Origin of the sequence: Diplocloster modestus (assembly GCF_019042245.1) — a bacterium.
Classification (GTDB): domain Bacteria; phylum Bacillota; class Clostridia; order Lachnospirales; family Lachnospiraceae; genus Diplocloster; species Diplocloster modestus.
The window spans coordinates 133650-153203 of record NZ_JAHQCX010000014.1 but is presented as its reverse complement, the minus strand read 5'-3'; the positions used below and the strand labels follow the sequence as shown (position 1 = coordinate 153203).

Sequence of the window (19554 nt, the reverse complement as noted above, 5' to 3'; positions counted from 1 at the left end):
ATAGAAATCTCCTTCTACTGCTGCCAGAAGGAACTACAAAGATATCATACTGATATGAAAGAGTAAATATCAACTGTACAGAAGTAAATGCTACCGCAAGAAAAGAGAGTGGAATTTACTTTTTCATTTCAGGGGGAAAGAAAAAGAAGTTTTCTCTTCTTGATTGTTTGAAATTGATATGCTATAATGACTACGCTCACTCGGAGGGCGGATCATTCAGGAGAAATGTGAGGCCGGATAAGGTGACAGGTTGAAATGCCTGTTCTTTATCCGGCTTTTTTTGATTTTAATTAAAGGAGGACATCATGGATCTTTTACATGGAAAAGTGAGGAAGATTTATTTTAAATACCTGACGGCGGCATTTGGAAGCGCGTTAATTTCTTCCATCTACGGGCTGGTGGATATGGCAATGGTGGGACAATATCAGGGGCCTGCCGGAACCGCTGCACTGGCCGTGGTGGCTCCGGTCTGGAATATTATATACAGTCTGGGGCTTCTGACGGGAATCGGCGGGTCTGTTTTATTCAGTACGGCCAGGGGAAAAAGGCAGGACGGGACGGAACATGAATATTTTACCGCCGCACTGATCGGTACCATTGTGCTGGCGCTGATCAGCTGGTGTGCCGTAGCGTTTTTTGACCAACCGATGCTGAAACTCTTCGGGGCCGAGGAGACGCTGCTGCCGCTTGCCAGGGAATACCTGGGACCGGTGAAATTTGCGGTACCCCTCTTTTTGTTTAACCAGATGCTGGCGGCATTTTTGCGGAATGACGGTAACCCAGGCCTTGCGACTGCCGCTGTTCTGGCAGGCGGGATCTTTAACGTTGCTGGAGATTATATCTGTGTATTCCGGTTAGATATGGGCATCATGGGAGCGGGCCTGGCTACAGCCATAGGGGCGCTCATTACTTTTCTTATAATGCTTACCCATTTTTTGACCGGTAAAAATACGCTGAGGCTGGTCAGGCTGAAAGGACTGACGGTAAAGCTGAAAAAGATCGGGATCACAGGATTCGCCACCTTTTTTATAGACATCGCTATGGGCGTCCTGACGATGCTGTTTAACAGGCAGATTATGAAATATTCGGGAACCAATGCCTTGGCGGTCTATGGCGTCATCGTCAACATCAGTACGATCGTACAGTGCTGTGCGTACAGTGTGGGCCAGGCTTCCCAGCCAATATTTTCAATCAATTACGGAGCCCGGCAATGGGACCGGATCCGGCAGACCCTTCGATATGCACTGCTGACTACTGCCTTTTTCGGCCTGGCCTGGACTGCGCTGATCCTTATTTTCCCGAACGGATTTATCCGAATCTTTATGACTCCCACGGATGAAGTGCTGGCGGTGGGACCGGCGATCCTCCGGGCTTATGGAATCTCATTTTTGCTGCTGCCGTTGAATATATTTTCCACCTATTATTTTCAATCTCTGATGAGACCACGGGCCTCATTCTTCGTGTCGGTATTCCGGGGAGTGCTGATCAGCGGGCTGCTGATCTGGTTTCTGCCCCTGTTTCTGGGAGCCGGTGCCCTGTGGTTTGCCATGCCTGTTACGGAACTGCTGATTGCGGCCGTGGTTGTATATTTGATGATGAAATACACAAAGGCCATGTCAGAGAAAAAAGAATGTTGAAAGCCAAAAAAAACCGGGAGTACCGTAACTGCATTGTGCGCGGTTACGGCATTCCCGTCATTTAACACTCAGGTTCTTCCTTGTTTTTCTTTAATTTATAATATAATTCTTTTATCTCAGATTCAGTCATATGACTTATCTCTGTGGTTCGATCATTGATGTATATGTATTGTATCATTTGAAACCAGGTGCTAGTGTTCAATTGCCTCACCCCGTCAGGTAATGGATCGTTACGAAAAGGTACTTGAAGATGTATTTAAAATTAAATTTATTTTCAACTATAATATAACATATAACAGTACAATAGTCAATGATATTACGGATAAATTGTATTTAAAATGAGCGGTTAATAAGAAATACACAAAATTGTATTGTTTTTATTGTAAAGTTGTATGTATTGTTGTATAATAATTTTCAGATGATGATGCGGGGGAACGCACCCATGGAGGTTAAAATGCCAGAGTTTAAATATCAGAGGGTCGCCGGCTGGATCCGTGCTCAGGTGGAGAGCGGATTTTTCGAAGAAGAAAAAAGGATTCCGGGAGAAGAAGAATTATGCGACAGATTTGATGTGAGCCGGCAGACGGTCAGACAGGCGATGAAGATATTGGAGGAGGAAGGCCTTGTGTATAAAATACAAGGCAGTGGAACCTATGTATGCCCGAGAAATGGTGCGCTTCGAAAAGAAGAAAAAAGCAGCATTAAGAGCGTCGGAGTTCTGATGAACAGCGTCAATGATTATATTTTCCCGCAGGTTCTGAAAGGAATCAACGACTGCCTGTACGAAAACGGATATGCGATGAGGCTGTGCATCCTTTCCCAGCAATACGATCTGGAACGGGAAGCCATCAGGAGGATGATCGGTGACCGGGTCAGCGGTCTCATTGCGGAGCCGGTAAAATCGGGACTCCCGCTGATCAACCGGGAGTTGTACTGTGAGTTTGCCCGGGAACACCCGCTGGTATTCCTTCATCGCAGGGCAGATGGGATTTTGGAATCAGCAGGTTGTCGGGCTGGCAGTATTATGCTGGACGACGCGGGTGGATTCTGGACATTGGCAGAACATTTATATGAGAAAGGGCACCGGAAGATCGCGGCGGTCTGCAAGCTGGATGAAAGTACCGGAGTGGCCCGATATGAAGGATACATGAAGTTCATGCTGGAGCATCAGCTGGAAATAGAAAATGAATGGATTTTCTGGTATTCGTCGGAAGATATACAAACGATGTTTACCGGCCATAAAATGGAATGGATGCTGGAGAGGATAAACGGCTGTACCGCGGTGATGTGCCATGATGACAGAATTGCGTTCCGTCTGATACAGCTTTTGAGGGATAAGGGAATCCGAGTTCCCGAAGATATGGCGGTTACGGGATTTGATAATTCAGAATATGCATCCATGGATATCACCCTGACCACCATCGTTCATCCCCAGGAGGAACTGGGCAGGAGGGCGGCTCAGGCTGTATTGAATCTGCTGAAGGAGTCAGGGCAGGATGTGTCCTTCACATTTCCGGCCGCATTGAGAACAGGGAGATCTACGGATGCGCAGGCCGGTCTTGACTGCAGGGAGGAATAACCCCCAATGCAGAAAAGAATTAGGAATCTGGATAATACTGGATACATCCGTAAAGTTTTATGCTATAATGGCCATGGGTGTACAGCCTATACTAAATAATGAAGGAGGATATTTCTGATGAGAAAAATTAAGGCAAAGGAATTGACAGTGGAAGGATTTGCTCCTTACGGTGAGTTTTATAATCTGGTTGAACCCACCGGAAAAAATCTGGGTAGTTTCTACCATGATCATGTTCTGTACCATACTTCAGGAAGGATGCCGGTGGCGTTTTCTTCTCTGGTGGTGGACAAACCGGAAAAATATATCGTTGATTCCGCAGAATATCACAATTATACCGGAGAAGTACTGCTTCCACTGGACGATGATGTTGTGATCCATGTGGCGGCTCCGTCGAAAGAGCCGGTTTCGGAACTGACGGAAGCTTTCCTGGTGCCCAAGGGTACGGTAGTAAGATTGAACGCAGCCGTATGGCATCTGGCTCCTATGGCGTTACATAACGATAAGAGCCATGTACTGATTGTTCTGCCGGAGAGAGTATATTATAACGACTGCTATGTGGTGGATTATCCGGAAGAAGATCATATTGAAATTGAGCTGTAAGTAGTGCTGGCACCGGAGGTGCTGAAAAAGCCGGCAGTAACGGATGATGAAGATTCCGTGCTGCCGGCTTTGCATTTGTGCCTGAACGGTTATGAACAGTCTGAAGCTTAATCGGACTCCCAACGTCCGGAGGCTCCGCAGGGGAGATAGAGCTGATTAGAGGTAACCGGCAGACCCAGTTCGTCCGAGACGACATGTCCGTTCTGCGCTTTTAATACTGTGGAGAGCATATAAGTCAGTACGGAGGGGGCCAGCCCGGTGGTGTAAGAATTGACCAGGAAAAACAAAGGCTGCTCCGATAAAAGGTTCGCGCAGAGTTTGATAAACGGGTAGATGGAATCTTCGATCTTCCAGATCTCTCCTTTTGGCCCGCGGCCGTATGAAGGAGGGTCCATGATGATGGCGTCATACTGATTTCCGCGGCGGATCTCCCGCTCCGCGAATTTAACACAGTCATCCACCAGCCAGCGGATAGGAGCGTCTTGAAGTCCTGAGGAACGGGCATTTTCTTTGGCCCAGGCGACCATCCCCTTGGAAGCGTCCACGTGGGTTACCGAAGCGCCTGCCGCTGCCGCTGCCAAAGTGGCGCCGCCGGTGTAGGCAAACAGGTTCAGCACCTTCACTGGACGCCCAGCCTCCCGGATCTTCCTGCCAAACCAGTCCCAGTTGGCGGCCTGTTCGGGAAACAGCCCGGTGTGCTTGAAACTGAATGGTTTCAGATTAAAGGTCAGGGACTGGTATGAGATGGTCCATTGTTCAGGAAGCTGGAAAAATTCCCATTCGCCGCCGCCTTTGCTGCTGCGGTGATAATGTCCGTTGGGGGATTTCCAGCCTTTCTGTGTACGCGGGGTATCCCAGATGACCTGGGGATCGGGACGGATCAGCAGGTACTTGTCCCAGCGCTCCAGTTTTTCACCATTCGAGGTGTCCAGCACCTCATAATCTTTCCAGCCGTCTGCTATCCACATAATTTTATAAATTCCTTTCTTCCTATCCTGAACGGGTTATGCATGTTTCATTTGACGTATGTACACGCTGGGCAAAAAGCCCGTCGCTGCTATTCTCCCGACATTATAGCATAAATATTCAGGAAACAAAATGAAAAATAGCAGCACTTACTACCGCCAAGTGCTTTAAGCTGAAAAACGGAAGGAAACAAGGAGAAAGCCGATGGATTATTCCATCGGCTTTATATGAAAAAGGAGGTCATTTATGAAAAAGAAGTTGTTGTCTTGTTGACTATGGTTAAAGTATAACGGGAAGATATGTATCTGATATTATGAAATTTTAAATGAATTGTGAAATAATTAAAGATAGATTGTGAAGTTAAGTCCCTGCTTTTCCATTTTTGGCTTAATTTTCCCTCAATTGTGTATTACACATGTATAAAACACTGGAAAGCTGAATGATCGAAGGCTTTTTGCCGGGAACAGATGTTGCGCCATGGAAGCGCAATCGCACAACTGGCAGTATCGAAGGCGTGTAAACCCTGATACTGTCAGTTGTCTGCTCTTTGTACCCGTATTATTCGGGATAGATTGCGCCGCAGGCAATCATTTGCCCGGAATCACCGGAAGGCTGGGAGGTGAAGTCATCCCGGTTGGCATGGATGATGACGGAGCGGCCGATGATATCATCCACTTGAAACCGTTTGTCGTAAAATGCGGACCAGGCGTATCCCTGGCTGCTAAGCAGCGGCGGCAGATCACCGGCATGCTGGGGATGGAGAGCGTTTTTGGGGTTGTAGTGCCCGCCGGCATGGGCGAAGTGATCGGTGCAGTCCCCATATTCATGGATGTGCATGGCGTAAAAATCAGAGGAGCCGGGTTCGGTGATATTTGGCAGCCCGAATACCTCCGCCTCCACTACAATCCCAGCGTAAGGCGTATCATAAAATTTTACAAGACCGCTGATGCCCGGATATGCGCTGCCGCCACGAACCCAGGCGAGGGCCTGTGGGTGATTGCCGGTAATCTGATGTATAAAAGACTGACTTGGGGATGGTTGCTGCTGATAATTTTGCATAGAGAATCCTTTTTATTAGGGGTTGCTATAGAATATGCTGTAGTTTTTATTTTGGAATAATTTGGTTGACAATATTTTTAAAAAGGAATATGATAATAATAGTAATTGATATCGTTATTGACCGCGCTGGAAAGCAGCCCGGTATGTTCCTGATGGTTTGCAACAACAAAAGAGAGGTATACAATATGAGCGATTATACGGATTTAAAGAAGTTAACAAACGAAGTTGGCGCACCGGTAGCGGAGAATGAGAATGCCCTTACCGCCGGTCCGCGCGGACCGGTTATGATGCAGGACGTCTGGCTTATGGAAAAAATGGCGCACTTTAACCGGGAGGTCATCCCGGAACGCCGTATGCACGCAAAAGGGTGGGGCGCCCACGGGGAGTTCAAGGTTACCCATGATATTTCCCGTTATACAAAGGCGAAAGTACTGCAGCCCGGCGCTAAGACGGAAGTGTTCGTCCGTTTCTCCACGGTTGCGGGGGAACGGGGCGCGGCCGACTGTGAACGCGACATCCGCGGCGTAGCCGTAAAGTTTTATACAGAGGAAGGTAACTGGGATCTGGTTGGCAATAACACCCCGACCTTTTTCCTGCGCGATGTACATAATTTTTCTGATTTAAACCGTGCTGTGAAGCGTGATCCACGCACCGGCCGCCGCTCCGCTCAGAACAACTGGGATTTCTGGACGCTGCTTCCGGAGTGTTTCCATCAGGTGACTGTGGTTATGAGTGACCGGGGTATCCCTGCCTCTTTTCGCAATATGCATTTCTTCGGTGAGCATACCTTCTCCTTCTATAATGAGAAGAATGAGAGGGTCTGGTGCAAATTCCACTTTAAGACACAGCAGGGGATCAAAAATCTGTCCAATGAAGAGGCAGCCAGGATTAACGCTGCCGACCGTGAGTATCATGGCGCGGACCTGTACGAAGCCATAGAGCGGGGAGATTATCCTAAGTGGACGATGTATGTTCAGATCATGACAGAAGAACAGGCCAAAAAACATTATGAGAATCCATTTGACATCACGAAGATCTGGAGACATGCAGAGTACCCGCTGATTGAGGTGGGCGAACTGGTTCTGAACCGCAATCCGGAGAATTATTTTGCTGAAGTGGAACAGGCTGCTTTCGCCCCTGCCCATGTGGTGCCGGGGATAGGATTCTCTCCGGACCGTTTCCTGCAGGGCAGGCTGTTCGCATACGGAGATGCTCAGCGTTACCGGCTGGGTGTGAATCACAATCATATTCCGGTAAACCGCGCAAAAGTGGAGGTTCATGAGTACCACCGCGACGGCGCTATGCGTATGGACGGCAACTACGGCGGAGCACCGGCATACTCGCCGAACAGCTATGGAGCATGGACGGCCCAGCCGGAGGTCATGGAGCCGCCGCTGAATCTGGAAGGTGCGATGTATGCCTACGACCCGAAAGACGATCCTACAGATGACTGCTTCCGTGCCGGAGGAGATTTATGGCGTGTGCTGACAGAAGATAAGAAGGAAATCCTGATTCAAAACACGGCTGCGGATATTGCTCCCGTTACGGAGAATATCAAATACCGCCATGCGGTTCACTGCTATCTGGCGGATACGGAATATGGCGAACGGTTTGCAAAAGCCGCCGGGCTGTCTGTGGAAAAAGTGAAAGAACTTTCTAAGCTGGATAACGATGGCTTGGTCCAGGCTACGCTGCCGGAGACATTCTAGGATAAAGAATGAATTTTTGCTGCCAATAGGGTATTTGAAACAAAAACAAGCACAGATACAAAAAACCCGTGTATCTGTGCTGTTTTTATGCAGTAGGAAAGTACTCCCTTATGCGGACCGCTGCAGGCGGAGAATTCGCGAGCGGAACAACTTATTCTAAATAGGAAATCTATCCTAAAATCCATGTTTGTGATATGATAGAGAACAGATAAAACAGGAGGTGGATAAAAGAATGATACAGGTAGATGCAAGAGGCGACAGGTGTCCGATTCCTGTCATTAAGGCAAAAAAAGCGATTCAAGAGCTAAACGGACCTGGTGTGATCGAAATTCTGGTGGACAATGAAATAGCTGTGAAGAACGTGGAAAAAATGGCCGGTTATTCCGGAGCAGCCTGCGAGGCGGAGAAATTATCCGGGCAGGAATTCAAACTGACGATTACCGTGGAACAGGAAGTCAATGTGAACGGGGAAACCGATGTAAGTGATAGAGCTGAAGCCTGCCAGGCCGATACGGATCAGGGCGGAACGGTCGTGGTGGTAGCCTCGGATCAGATGGGAGACGGAGAGGAAGAACTGGGCAGGCTTTTGATAAAAGGATTTCTGTTTGCGGTTTCACAGCTTGAGCCGCTGCCGGATGCGATCCTGTTTTATAACGGCGGGGCAAGGCTGACAACAGAAGATTCGGATTCTCTGGAGGATCTGAAGTATATGGAAAGTCAGGGAGCAGAGATTATGACCTGCGGAACATGCCTGAATTATTATGGCCTTACGGAAAAACTGGCCGTCGGAAGTGTTACGAATATGTATTCGATTGTAGAGAAGATGGCGTGGGCGAAAAAGACCATTAGGCCATAGCCAAAGTACTGAGAAAAGGCGGATGAGCGGCAGTTCTGATGAAAGATTGGCAGAAAGGATGTTTGAAATTGATTTATCTGGATAATGCTGCAACCAGCCTGTGGAAGCCGGAAACGGTCATTCGTGCGGTTGGTGAGGCGATGAGGCATTCGGGTAATGCCGGGAGGGGTACGCACGGGGCATCTCTGGATGCGTCCAGAATTATATATGAGACCAGAGAAAAGGCTGCGGACTTCTTTGGCCTGGGAAAGCCATCGCAGGTGGCATTTACCAGCAATGCGACGGAAGCATTAAATATAGCGGTCAAAGGGATTCTCAAACCCGGAGACAGGGTAGTAACAACGGTTCTTGAGCATAATTCCGTACTTCGGCCGCTCTATGAAATGGAGGCAAGGGGAGTAGAGCTTCTGATTGCGGGCGCAGATCAAAACGGGCAGCTTAACAAGGAACAATTAAAGGAGATGGCAGCCGGGAAAGCGCGTATGGTAATCTGCACTCATGCTTCCAATCTGACCGGGAATCTGGTGGATATCGCAGATATCGGTGCTTTTTGTAAGAGGGAAGGAATTCTGTTCGCAGTAGATGCTGCTCAGACGGCTGGCGTATTTCCAATTCATATGCAGCAAATGGGAATTGATATCCTGTGTTTTACCGGACATAAGAGCCTTTTGGGTCCTCAGGGAACCGGTGGGATCTGTGTCCGCGAGAATGTCGTAATAGAGCCGCTGAAGACGGGCGGAAGCGGAATTCAGACATATGAGAAGAGGCATCCGAAAGATATGCCCACCGCGTTAGAAGCAGGAACGCTGAATTTCCATGGAATCGCTGGACTGTCGGCGGCGTTTGATTATCTGAATAAGACCGGAACTGAGCAGATCCGGACGGGGGAACACCGGCTGATGATGAGGTTTTATGAAGGTGTAAAAGATATTCCAGGCGTGAAGGTGTATGGAAATTTTGAATGTGATGAACGGGCAGCGATCGTGGCACTGAATGTCCGGGATTATGATTCCGCTGAAATAAGCGACGCATTATCGGAAGAATACGGGATCGCCACACGGCCGGGCGCACATTGCGCGCCGCTGATGCATGAAGCGTTGGGAACAGTGGATCAGGGCGCTGTTCGGTTCAGCTTTTCAAACGCGAATACCGCAGAAGAAATCGATCATGCCATCGCGGCAGTGCGGGAGCTGGCTGGATAATCCACAAAAGGGGACATGTCCATTTCGGTTTGGGACATGTCCAATCTAAAATGGACATGTCCCAGATTGAAATGGACATGTCCCCTTTTGCCTTATAGGTTAACGCTGTAATAGCCCATCCTGCGGAATATTTCACCGGATTGGCTTTCTGGAACCTGATGGACGGGTTTTCTCATTAAGCGAAGCGGTTCGGTTTCGAATTTTAACACAAAAGATACTGCGGACTGAGGGGCCGGCAGGTGGAAAACAGTGTCGGTCCCCTGCTGCTCCCATGCCGCGGGGACGTCTGAACCGAGAAGCTCTACCTTTGTACCGGCGGGCACAAACAGGTTACGGATAGTGAAGTCCGGAGTTTTTGTATCGAATACGACCGCATATACGGCACTGCCTTTTTGCGTAAAACGAACGCGTCCGCTGGCGGCGGTCAGACCGGCGGCATCGATCCATGGTCTGGTCTGATAGATCGCTTCCCCATTGATTTGGAGCCAGGAACCGATGTCTTCCAGCCTTTTCAACTGTAGGGGATGAAATGTCCCGTCCGCTCTGGGGCCTACATTAAGGAGAAAATTCCCATTTTTACTGACAATATCTGCCAGCATGAATATCAATTCTTCGGCGGAGGCGTAATCCTCCTCGCCTTCTTCCTGGTTGTAACCAAAGGAGCGGCCGATTCCGCGGTTGGTTTCCCAGTAGAAATCCTGGATGCCGGGCAGAGCGGTGTATTCCGGAGTTGAGAAGTCCCCGATCTGCCGTCCGTCCGTCTCACAGCCCCATCGGTCATTGACCAGTACTTCCTCCGGATGTTCGGAATGATTATAGAAATAGCTGATAAGTTCTTTGCTGCCCCAGGTGTCGCTGCAGCTCTTTTCAATCGGTTTCCAGTAATCATCCGACCAGAGAATGTCGGGATGGTACTGATCAACCAGTTCTTTTATTTGCCCGTGGGTAAATTCCTTGTAGATCACATGTGGGAAATTCCGGTAGTACCAGTCAAAGGTGGTGGAATAGTAGAGGCCGGCTTTTAACCCTTGTTTTCGCAGCTCGGCGGTCAGTTCCCCTGTGATGTCTCTCATAGGCCCGACTTTTGTGCAGCATCTATCCGTTAGCTTGGTGTCAAACATACTGTAACAGTCGCTGTGTTTGGTTACCAGTACAACGTATTTTGCCCCTACTTTGCGGAAGGTCTCTGCCCAAAGTCCGGGATCCCAGTTTTCTGCCCGGAACTGCGGGAAAAAATCGTCGTATTGGAAGCTGGCGCCATAAGTGGCTTTATGATGCTTCCAAACAGCGGAATCTTTATACATCATTCCATAGCCGTATATTTCCGCGTAGGGATGATTGCCAACCTGATCGTTGTAGTATTCCCCGGTAGTGGTCTTTTTGGGAGCCCAGGCAGGCACAGAATATGGGCCCCAATGGATGAAAATACCGAATTTCGCATCCATGAACCATTTCGGCAGGGGGTGTTCGTTCAATGAGTCCCAGGTCGGGAGATATTTCCCGTAGGGTTCATATGTGGGTAAAAATTTGTTTTGCAGCATAAAGATCTCCTTGGCAGGGATAAAATGGTTATTATCCCGTTGGTATGTTGTAATAGAAACAATGATAAACATTAGGTTCGGAAGATACGATAGTAATAAAATAATAATGGATAACAGTAAATTTAGTAAAATTTAGTAAAAAATAAAGTAAAATAGATAAGAAAATTCATGTCACAAACATAGCATAATTAGTAAAAAACGTCAATGTTTTTCGAAAAATGAAATAAATGTCTCTGATTTGCACAAAATCAACCAGGGATATTCGTATAAATTGTGAAAAAATTAAAAAATAGTTGACTGATAAAAAAATAAGAATTATAATTAATTTTAGTAAATTTAGTAAAAAACAGGTGAGGATGAGTAAACGATGAGGTTAAAAGATATTGCGGAAAGAACGGGATATTCTCTGACGACAGTATCCAGAGTAATTAATAAAGATGAAAATTTCTCCGTATCGAAGGAGACGGAAGAGATTATCTGGAACTGCGCCCGGGAACTGGGCTATGACAAAGCAAAAAAACGGGAAACATCATTAAAGAAAAAATCCACAATGAAAAAGATCGGATATATTCTGACCGTTACGAAGGAAAAGTTCGAGGATTCCTGTTTTGCTACCATTATCCATGGAATTGAGAGGGAAGCTATTGACAATAAATGCTCCATCAATTTCGCCTACAGCGCTACGGATCTGGAAAATTCATTGATCATGAAAACAGTCATGGAGTCTGAGGTAGACGGGCTGATCCTCATTGGCAATATGCCCAAAGATCTATTAAGACAGCTGGTGGCACATTTTTCAAATATTATCTCCATCTTCGATGCCCCCCTAGAGGAAACATTGGACTGTGTAACCGTTGAATACGAGCAGCCCTTTTACGAACTGACCCGTAAACTAATCGAGATGGGCCGGACCAATATTGCCTATATCGGCGGGGAGACCTATAAAAGATCAATTGAAGAAGGCGGCCCCATCTTTGATCATAAGGACGAGCGTTTCCAGGGGTATCTGAAGGCCCTGATGGATTACCATGTCCCGATCAATAAGGAGCTGGTACGCAATGGCCATTGGGACATCGAAACCGCTTATAACAAAATGAAAGAACTATTGGACAGCGGTCAACCGATACAGGCGGTGGAAGCCGCAGGGGATAAGATGGCGCTGGGCGTCATGCGGGCGATTCAGGAGCGGGGACTTCGGATTCCCCAGGATATCTCCGTCATCGGGTTTGATAATATTGAGACCACCAACTACGTAAATCCCAGACTGACAACCGTAAATTATCCGAAAGAAGAATTGGGCCGTATGGCGGTCCGGATGCTGTCGGAAAACATCATGGGCAAAAATCTGATGAAAGGCAAGAAAGTGATTTTTCCTTCGGAGATTATTGAGAGAGACTCGGTATGTCCGTTAGTAAGCGGGACATCACACAGGTGATTGGAAGGAAAAGTATGCTGGAGGCGGAGCATCCTCCGGCTGCGCCTGTACATCTTTTGCCAACGAAAGGAGAAGTTGTTGATGACTAGAAATTGGAGGAAATTATGTTCATTGCTGCTGGCTGCGGCGATGGTAGGTACTATATTATCGGGATGCGGATCTGAGAAAGAACAGGGTGCCAATACGGCAGAGCCTTCCCAAACTGCGGGAGCGCAGCAGGAGAAGGATACGGCCGGTGATTCGGGAGCCGGCACGTCCGCAGCTTCCTTAAGCTTCTGGGGATGGATCCCTTACAATAACGTGATAGAGCCGATGACCGCGGCGTTCCAGGAAGAGAATGCGGACATTGACGTAGATGTTCAGATTATGGATTGGGGGGCTTACTGGGACAAGCTGACGCTGGACCTGGCTAACGGGGAAGGGCCGGACGTATTTGCCATGAACCTGGATAACTATGAAAAATACAAAGATTATATGGAACCGCTGGACGGGCTGGCCGCACAGGTGATCGGGGATGACTGGAAAACGCTCTTCAATGAGAAGATGCTGGAAAACACCTATGTGGATGGGGACTTGAAAATATTCCCGGTTGATTTTGGCGGACAGTGGTATGTATTCTATAATAAAACCCTGTTAGGCGAGCTGGGGCAGAGCGTTCCCAACGGCTATCAGGCGTTCGCGGACTACGCAAAAGCAGTGGAGAATGACACGATCCCTATGATCTTCGGCGGAAAAGAAGCGCTGAATGTAGCCTATCTCTATCTGTGGCTGGTAAACAACCAGAATCCCGGAATCGTTTCGAAAGCCGCGGCCGGCGAGGCCAGCTTTGAGGATGAGGCTTTCCTGAAAGGGTTCGAGGATCTTCAGAAGATGATTGACGACGGGGTTATCCCTAAGAACTCCTTCGGCATTGATCCCACTACAGACGCGGACAGTTTATTTAAAGAAAGAAAATCCCCCATGATTCTGACCGGCGCATGGCAGGCGGGAGCCTATCTGGCGGGAACGCAGCTTGCGGATTCCAAGATAGCCAAGGACGAGATCGGCGTATTCGCCATGCCCACTCCGATCAATGACAATCCCTATGTGGTAGGCTCCATCGACCACGGCTGGGCGATCAATAAGAACTCCAAAGACAAAGAAGCGGCGATGAAGCTGGTTGCCGAGTGGGCAGCCGGGGATGCGGCGCAGATATGGCTGGAAGAATTGTATGGGATTCCCTGCGCGGCGGGCGTTACGCTGGATACCACGAATCTTCCGTCCCAGGAAGCAAAAGATACCATCGGCGTCATCAGCGCCACGCTTTCCGATCAGCTGGCCGGGCCCAGATCGACCGGTAATGCCGCGGTTGATAATAAGACCGGCGAGGTCGTCCAGGCTTTTGTACAGGGAATGATGGATGCAAAAGACGCAACTGCGCAGATGCAGCAGGCTTATGAATCTTCAAAATAGAAGCGTGCGCCTTTTCTGAAGCAGGAGGCAGATTATGAAAAAAGTCACACCTTATTTATATATACTACCATGTTTTCTGACCGTAACGGTATTTCTGCTGATCCCGGTCTTATATAACATCGCAGTCAGCTTTACGGATTTTAAAGGGATTGATTTATCGAATATGACCTGGAATGGGATCGGAAACTATAAAACCCTGTTTGCGGACCCGAATTTTCGGACGGCGATTAAGAATACCGTCATCTTTATGGCGCTGACGATTGTTTTTCAGGTGGGAATCAGTCTGGTCATGACTATATTTCTGGAGAGAGGGCTGATTGGCAGCAGGCTTTTCGAAGTGATCTTCTTCGTACCGTCGGTACTGTCTTCTGTAATTATTGCTTATACCTTTAACCAGATCTACGAGCCGAACTTCGGATTCCTGAACTCGTTTCTGGGAGCGGTCGGCTTAAAATCCCTGCAGCATATCTGGCTCAGTGACATGCGGCTGGCGCTCTACTGCATCCTGGCGGCAAATGTCTACCAATGGACCGGCATGGGGATCATCTATTACCGTGCAGGCCTGGCAAATATTTCCCACGATGTGTATGAAAGCGCCACCATAGATGGGGCGGGTTACTGGCAGAGATTCCGCTATATTACATTTCCCCTGCTGAAGCCGGCTCATCTGACCATGGTGCTGATGGGGACCATCGGAACACTGAAATTCTTCGACCTGGTTTATATCATGACGCAGGGAGGCCCGGCGGGAGCCACCGAATTCCCCATGACCTATCTGTACAAACGGTTCAGCCTGGAGGCCAACAACGGGCTGGCCAGTGCGCTGGCGGTGGTGATTCTGGTGATCGCATTCGTCATATCTGCACTCCAGGTGAAGCTGTTCAACAGGGATAAATAGGGGCGAAGGAGAACGAGAATGAAACTATTTCATAAAGTTAAGAAGTATAAAGCGGGAGACTGGCTGATACTATTGTGTCTGATCCTGCTGGCAGTGATCTGGATCGTTCCGCTGGTCAATTCCTTTTTCCTATCGCTGAAAGGCAACGGGCTTGTGAATTATCAGACCGTATTTACTTTCAAGATAAAGGGACAGTATTTTCTGCCCCGGATGTTTTTGAACAGTATCCTGGTAGTGGGCGGATCGCTGGCGATTATCCTGGCGTTTTCCTCATTGGCGGCCTATGCGTTTTCGAAATTAAAGTTCCGGGGGAGGAATTTCCTGTTCATACTGATCCTGTCCTTTTACTCAATACCGGTGATATCAATTCTGCTGCCGATTTCTACGATTGAGCGGTTTCTGAACCTGAAAGACACTTATTTTGCCATGATTATTCCGATGGTGGCGATCAATCTGCCGCTGGCTCTGATGATCCTGAAAAATTTCTTCGACACCATTCCGGATTCATTTAGCGAGGCAGCAACCATTGACGGGAGCAATACGTTTACCACATTTTTCTATGTGTTACTGCCGATGGTGTCACCGGCGGTGGTCAATGTACTGGTGGTGGTGTTTATGCTGACCTGGAATGACTATACCATACCGCTGATGTTCAACAGTGTGCAGTCTCACTACACGCTGACTATGGCGCCCGGGTTCTTTAATCTGGCGCTGAACAAGAGTGATATCGGGCCATTATTTGCCTCGATTATCGTGATTGCGATTCCGACTATTATCTTCTATATCTTTATGCAGGATAAGCTGAAGAGCGGCCTGACGGCCGGCGGGATAAAAGAATAGACGCGAAGAGGGCATAAAAGGGGACATGTCCATTTCGATTTGGGACATGTCCAATCTAAAATGGACATGTCCCCTATTTTTTGTATTCACTGGCAAAGGCGGCGCCAAGAACCAGGCAGGCCCCAAGCAATTGAATCCCAGTCATGCGTTCTCCCAAAAAGATTCCGGCCATCAAAAGCGCGGATACCGGGTCTATATAGCTCATGGCCGCAGCAGTCTGCCCTTTGAGCTGATGCAGTGCCGAAAAATAGAGCAGATATCCGATCCCGGTGTGAACGACCCCGATGAATAGCAGCAGAAATAAAGGAAGCGCGCTCAAAGCACCAAGCCCAACACCTCCGGTAGCCAGAACATAGGGGAGCAGACAAAGTGCCGCAACCGCCAGCTGTACAAAAGTACTCTCCGTTCCGGTCAGGTTGCGCTGGAACTTGTTCAACACTACAACAGAAGCGTAAAATAAGGCGGCCAGAAGGCCGCAGACGATACCGGCCGGCTGGGAGGGGCCTTTGCCGCCGGCGCCGGCCACCAGAAACATGCCGACAGCTGCTGCTGCAATGCAGAATATTTTCAGCGGTGTCAATCGTTCCTTTAACAAAAAGGGCGAAACCAGTGTTACGATCACAGGTGCAAAATAATAACAGACCGTCGCGGTCTGTACAGTTGTATAATGATAAGCCTGAAAGAGAAAAATCCAGTTCAGCGCGATCGCGGCACCGGAAGCGAACAGCACCGGCAGGTTGGAGCGTATATGAGACCAGTTCATCTTCTGTTTTCCCAGACAGCCAAAGGCGAGCAAAATCAAACAGCCGATGAATCCTCTGATAAATGCAATCTGTGCGGAAGACAGGGGGATTCCTTTTACAAATAATCCGATACTTCCGAACAGAAGCATGGCGGTGATCAGTGTTGCCTTGGCGCGGGATTCTGATTTCATAGGTAATCACCTCGGGACGGTTAGTTTCGCTGGCGAGAATCTTTATGGCTATGAGCACTTAGTGCCCGTATTTTGGGCACTTACGTGCGATGCGTGAATAGTCAGAGAAATTTGGCACTTCGAACGCTGCTATTTTACGTAAACCCGGACAGAATCAGCTTTTTATGTTATAATGTCGGGAGACATTATATCCGCTGGGTGACAAGTGATGTTTCCAAATGAGGTTTACAGAAAACGCTTACAGGTACGGAATGCCAGTGGGAGACTTGGCGATACTGCCCATGGAATTCAACAGCTGCAATCCGGTTTCGCGGGCTGTTATTACGGCCTCTTTTACAGCAGAAGCGCCTCCGGTCACAGCGATGATAACCTCATTGGAATGGCTGGTCCCGATATTAGGCGTCATATACTTTACGATCTCGATATGGGAGGCTTTCATAGCGGTATCGGCAATCACCAGTCCGATAGCTGCGGGAGATCCGCAGATGAAACCGAACGGCTGTCCGTAAGGGACATCGAAAGCCCGTGCCAGTGCGCTGCCTGCTCTTGCGGAATAGGCAAATTCCAGATGACCAGCCTGACTGATGTACAGTTCACCGGCGTTTACGTTGGTCAGTTCCAGGCCGATCTCGATGGCCCGGCGCACGTCGGAGACACTTTCAGAACCCAGAACGATATAGTTTCCATGGCCGCCCCAGCCTTTGGTATCACGGGGAAGTTCGATGGTCAGTATTTCGCTGTTTGTGGCTTTTACCGCTTCATCGATGGCCATAATCTGGCCTGCGGCGCCGGTGCGGGAGCTGAAGACCCCCAGAGAACGGTACCGGGGATTATAACCGGTATGGGCCTGCAGCGCGGGATCGATATTTGGAATGAGCAGGCCGATGGTATCCAGTACGGCTGTTCCTATAAATTCAGTTGTATTGGTGGGCAAATTTGGCCGCTGGCTGTCCATATAGGTTCCTTTCAAATAGCTTCCGTAATTATCCAATTTATTTAATTGGAGAGTGTTTATGTAAATTTCAATAAATGTGATTTTTTATGTGGTATTTATTGCTTTATAGTTGAATTGTGTTAGATTCGATCTAATGATATCATGAGAAGAAAGAGGAGTCAATGAATAGCGGGGAAAGGTGTAAAATTATTTTGACTAATCGTTATTATTCACGGCTGATTTTTAAAGGGCCGGGAGCGGAGGGGCGTGGTATGGGGAGCCGGGCGGCAAGTCTCGCGGGGCCAAATCACATCGACCAGGCCTAAGAACGGGTAACTCCGAAGGCGGGAGAACCTCTTATTGGCAGGGCTCGGAACAAACTCGTCAAAGGGCGGCTCGGACAGTGTTCCGGGCCCTGAGAGGTTCTCCCGCCCTCTGCGTAACCCGTTCTAAGGCCTGGTCTCAAGTGATTTGGCCCCGCGAGACTTGCCGCCCGGCTCCCCATACTTCTATAGAATTTATGCCGCTAAATCTGCGGTACTGGAGGGAATCATATGAATGTATTATTTATTGAGTATCCGAAATGTTCTACTTGCCAGAGGGCAAAAAAGTGGCTGCAGGCTCACGAAGTTTCTTTCGATGACCGTCATATTAAGGACGAAAGGCCTACTGCTTCGGAATTAAAGGATTGGGTCGCAAGAAGCGGGCTGCCGGTCCGGAGATTTTTCAATACCAGCGGTATGGTCTATAAAGAGCTGGGGCTAAAGGATAAGCTGCCGGATATGAGCGAGGATGAGATGATTGAAGTCCTTGCGTCTGACGGGATGGTAGTGAAACGGCCGTTGATTGTCGGTTCCGACTTTGTACTGGTTGGATTTAAAGAGAAAGAGTGGGAGGCTAAGCTTAGCTGAAGTCAGCCGGCGGCCAGATAGGAGAGTTAAGATATGGCAAAAGAAACATTCCGGCAAAATACGATGGAGGAAGCAGACTTTTCCCATGTATACTACATGCATCTGCTGTTTCGTGAGGAAGGGGAACGCCTTATGGCGGAGACGCTGCAAGAGGAGCTGGAGAAGAGGTACGGCAGGACGGATCTGGTAACGGACGCGGATCATAAGCTGACTTCCTTTGCACTGTTCCGGTATCTTGTGGAGTATAAGGATGAGGAGAAGATTCCGGCACAGGTTATGATGATGGATTATCAGCCATTTGACCAGGAGCGCATAGACGCGTTTCAGAGAAGCCAGTTCTGGGACTGCCCCCAGTCCGGACAGATTCTGGATAAATGCAGATATGAGTTGATCCTCGCTGATTTTCTGGCGGCGGGACTGCCTTATACGGAGCGCTGTGATATGCTGGCGGGATGGCTGGACCTGGTGCTGAGGCTTCTGCCGGAGTGCGAGGCGGTATGGTTCCCAGCCAGCGGGAAACTGCTCACCAGAGAGCAGCTGCTTGAGAATCCCTATGAGGATGGACTGCGGTTCATCTATTTCGGAGTGAATGCCAGGTTCTTTACGATAGACGGATCTGAGGATTGTGTGGTGGATACACTGGGCCTGTATGCGATCGGACTTCCGGATGTTCAGTATCATTACCATGGACTGGACCCGAATCGGGTGGTGAATCATGCATATAATACTGCGATCTACATCTTTGAGAATAATGCTCCGATTAAGAGCGGGGAGACTATTGATGGAATTTCGGAGAATGGAATTGACCGCAGCCAGCAGTGGAAGTGCCAGTATGAGCGGGCGCTGATTCAGCCAGTCCGGGATGTGATGGATATATGCGCCGGAGAGTATGCCTCCGGCGGACGGAATTGAAATAGATAGTTTGGGACATGTCCATTTGGATCTGGACATGTCCCAAACTGGAATGGACATGTCCCAAACTGAAACGGACATGTCCCAAA

17 protein-coding genes are annotated in these 19554 nt (G+C 48.6%); 12 read left to right on the top strand and 5 right to left on the bottom strand.

Annotated features, from left to right (window positions below; all coding sequences use genetic code 11):
- Positions 1-305: 305 nt before the first annotated feature.
- The 3 genes from KTH90_RS18140 to KTH90_RS18125 all read left to right on the top strand — a co-directional run bounded on the left by KTH90_RS18140 (position 306) and on the right by KTH90_RS18125 (position 3816).
- Positions 306-1637, top strand: coding sequence for an MATE family efflux transporter (locus tag KTH90_RS18140; protein ID WP_238727225.1), 1332 nt, complete (start codon positions 306-308; stop codon positions 1635-1637).
- Between the two features lie 454 nt (positions 1638-2091).
- Complete coding sequence (locus tag KTH90_RS18130) at positions 2092-3216, top strand: GntR family transcriptional regulator (protein WP_275061434.1); 1125 nt, start codon at positions 2092-2094, stop codon at positions 3214-3216.
- A 117-nt stretch (positions 3217-3333) separates the two neighbouring features.
- Entirely contained in the window at positions 3334-3816 is a 483-nt protein-coding gene (locus KTH90_RS18125; protein ID WP_238727224.1) for an ureidoglycolate lyase, read from the top strand.
- Between the two features lie 107 nt (positions 3817-3923).
- Here the strand turns inward: KTH90_RS18125 and KTH90_RS18120 are convergent, their stop codons facing one another.
- A complete protein-coding gene (locus KTH90_RS18120) occupies positions 3924-4784 on the bottom strand; it encodes a class I SAM-dependent methyltransferase (protein ID WP_158353503.1) in 861 nt (286 codons plus the stop codon).
- Positions 4785-5340: 556 nt separating this feature from the next.
- Positions 5341-5841, bottom strand: coding sequence for a superoxide dismutase family protein (locus KTH90_RS18115; RefSeq protein ID WP_238727223.1), 501 nt, complete (start codon positions 5839-5841; stop codon positions 5341-5343).
- A 185-nt stretch (positions 5842-6026) separates the two neighbouring features.
- Between KTH90_RS18115 and KTH90_RS18110 the strand changes: the two genes are divergently transcribed.
- The 3 genes from KTH90_RS18110 to KTH90_RS18100 all read left to right on the top strand — a co-directional run bounded on the left by KTH90_RS18110 (position 6027) and on the right by KTH90_RS18100 (position 9608).
- A complete protein-coding gene (locus tag KTH90_RS18110; protein ID WP_158353499.1) occupies positions 6027-7550 on the top strand; it encodes a catalase in 1524 nt (507 codons plus the stop codon).
- Positions 7551-7782: 232 nt separating this feature from the next.
- On the top strand, positions 7783-8406 hold the full coding sequence (gene yedF / locus KTH90_RS18105; RefSeq protein WP_238727222.1) for a sulfurtransferase-like selenium metabolism protein YedF: 624 nt from the start codon (positions 7783-7785) through the stop codon (positions 8404-8406).
- 68 nt (positions 8407-8474) lie between these two features.
- On the top strand, positions 8475-9608 hold the full coding sequence (locus KTH90_RS18100; protein ID WP_158353496.1) for an aminotransferase class V-fold PLP-dependent enzyme: 1134 nt from the start codon (positions 8475-8477) through the stop codon (positions 9606-9608).
- A gap of 92 nt (positions 9609-9700) precedes the next feature.
- On the opposite strand, the gene KTH90_RS18095 is transcribed toward KTH90_RS18100, so the two are convergent.
- Positions 9701-11149, bottom strand: a complete 1449-nt coding sequence (locus tag KTH90_RS18095) for an alpha-L-fucosidase (RefSeq protein ID WP_238727221.1) — start codon at positions 11147-11149, stop codon at positions 9701-9703.
- A 367-nt stretch (positions 11150-11516) separates the two neighbouring features.
- Here KTH90_RS18095 and KTH90_RS18090 point away from each other — a divergent pair, with 367 nt between their 5' ends.
- The 4 genes from KTH90_RS18090 (at position 11517) to KTH90_RS18075 (ending at position 15774) form a co-directional block, all read left to right on the top strand.
- The gene (locus KTH90_RS18090; protein ID WP_158353492.1) at positions 11517-12584 is read left to right on the top strand and encodes a LacI family DNA-binding transcriptional regulator; all 1068 of its coding nucleotides are present in this window, start codon (positions 11517-11519) and stop codon (positions 12582-12584) included.
- A gap of 81 nt (positions 12585-12665) precedes the next feature.
- Positions 12666-14036, top strand: coding sequence for an extracellular solute-binding protein (locus KTH90_RS18085; protein ID WP_158353490.1), 1371 nt, complete (start codon positions 12666-12668; stop codon positions 14034-14036).
- A gap of 34 nt (positions 14037-14070) precedes the next feature.
- The gene (locus KTH90_RS18080; protein ID WP_158353488.1) at positions 14071-14934 is read left to right on the top strand and encodes a carbohydrate ABC transporter permease; all 864 of its coding nucleotides are present in this window, start codon (positions 14071-14073) and stop codon (positions 14932-14934) included.
- Positions 14935-14952: 18 nt separating this feature from the next.
- A complete protein-coding gene (locus KTH90_RS18075; protein ID WP_158353486.1) occupies positions 14953-15774 on the top strand; it encodes a carbohydrate ABC transporter permease in 822 nt (273 codons plus the stop codon).
- Positions 15775-15847: 73 nt separating this feature from the next.
- Here KTH90_RS18075 and KTH90_RS18070 read toward each other — a convergent pair whose 3' ends face one another.
- The gene (locus KTH90_RS18070; RefSeq protein ID WP_158353484.1) at positions 15848-16708 is read right to left on the bottom strand and encodes a DMT family transporter; all 861 of its coding nucleotides are present in this window, start codon (positions 16706-16708) and stop codon (positions 15848-15850) included.
- A gap of 238 nt (positions 16709-16946) precedes the next feature.
- Positions 16947-17663: a microcompartment protein PduB gene (gene pduB, locus KTH90_RS18065; protein ID WP_158353671.1), complete on the bottom strand. Its 717-nt coding sequence runs from the start codon at positions 17661-17663 to the stop codon at positions 16947-16949.
- Positions 17664-18196: 533 nt separating this feature from the next.
- On the opposite strand from pduB, the gene KTH90_RS18060 reads away from it, so the two are divergent.
- The gene (locus tag KTH90_RS18060; RefSeq protein ID WP_158353482.1) at positions 18197-18553 is read left to right on the top strand and encodes an arsenate reductase family protein; all 357 of its coding nucleotides are present in this window, start codon (positions 18197-18199) and stop codon (positions 18551-18553) included.
- A gap of 33 nt (positions 18554-18586) precedes the next feature.
- Complete coding sequence (locus KTH90_RS18055) at positions 18587-19465, top strand: DUF4261 domain-containing protein (protein ID WP_158353480.1); 879 nt, start codon at positions 18587-18589, stop codon at positions 19463-19465.
- Positions 19466-19554: the final 89 nt, after the last annotated feature.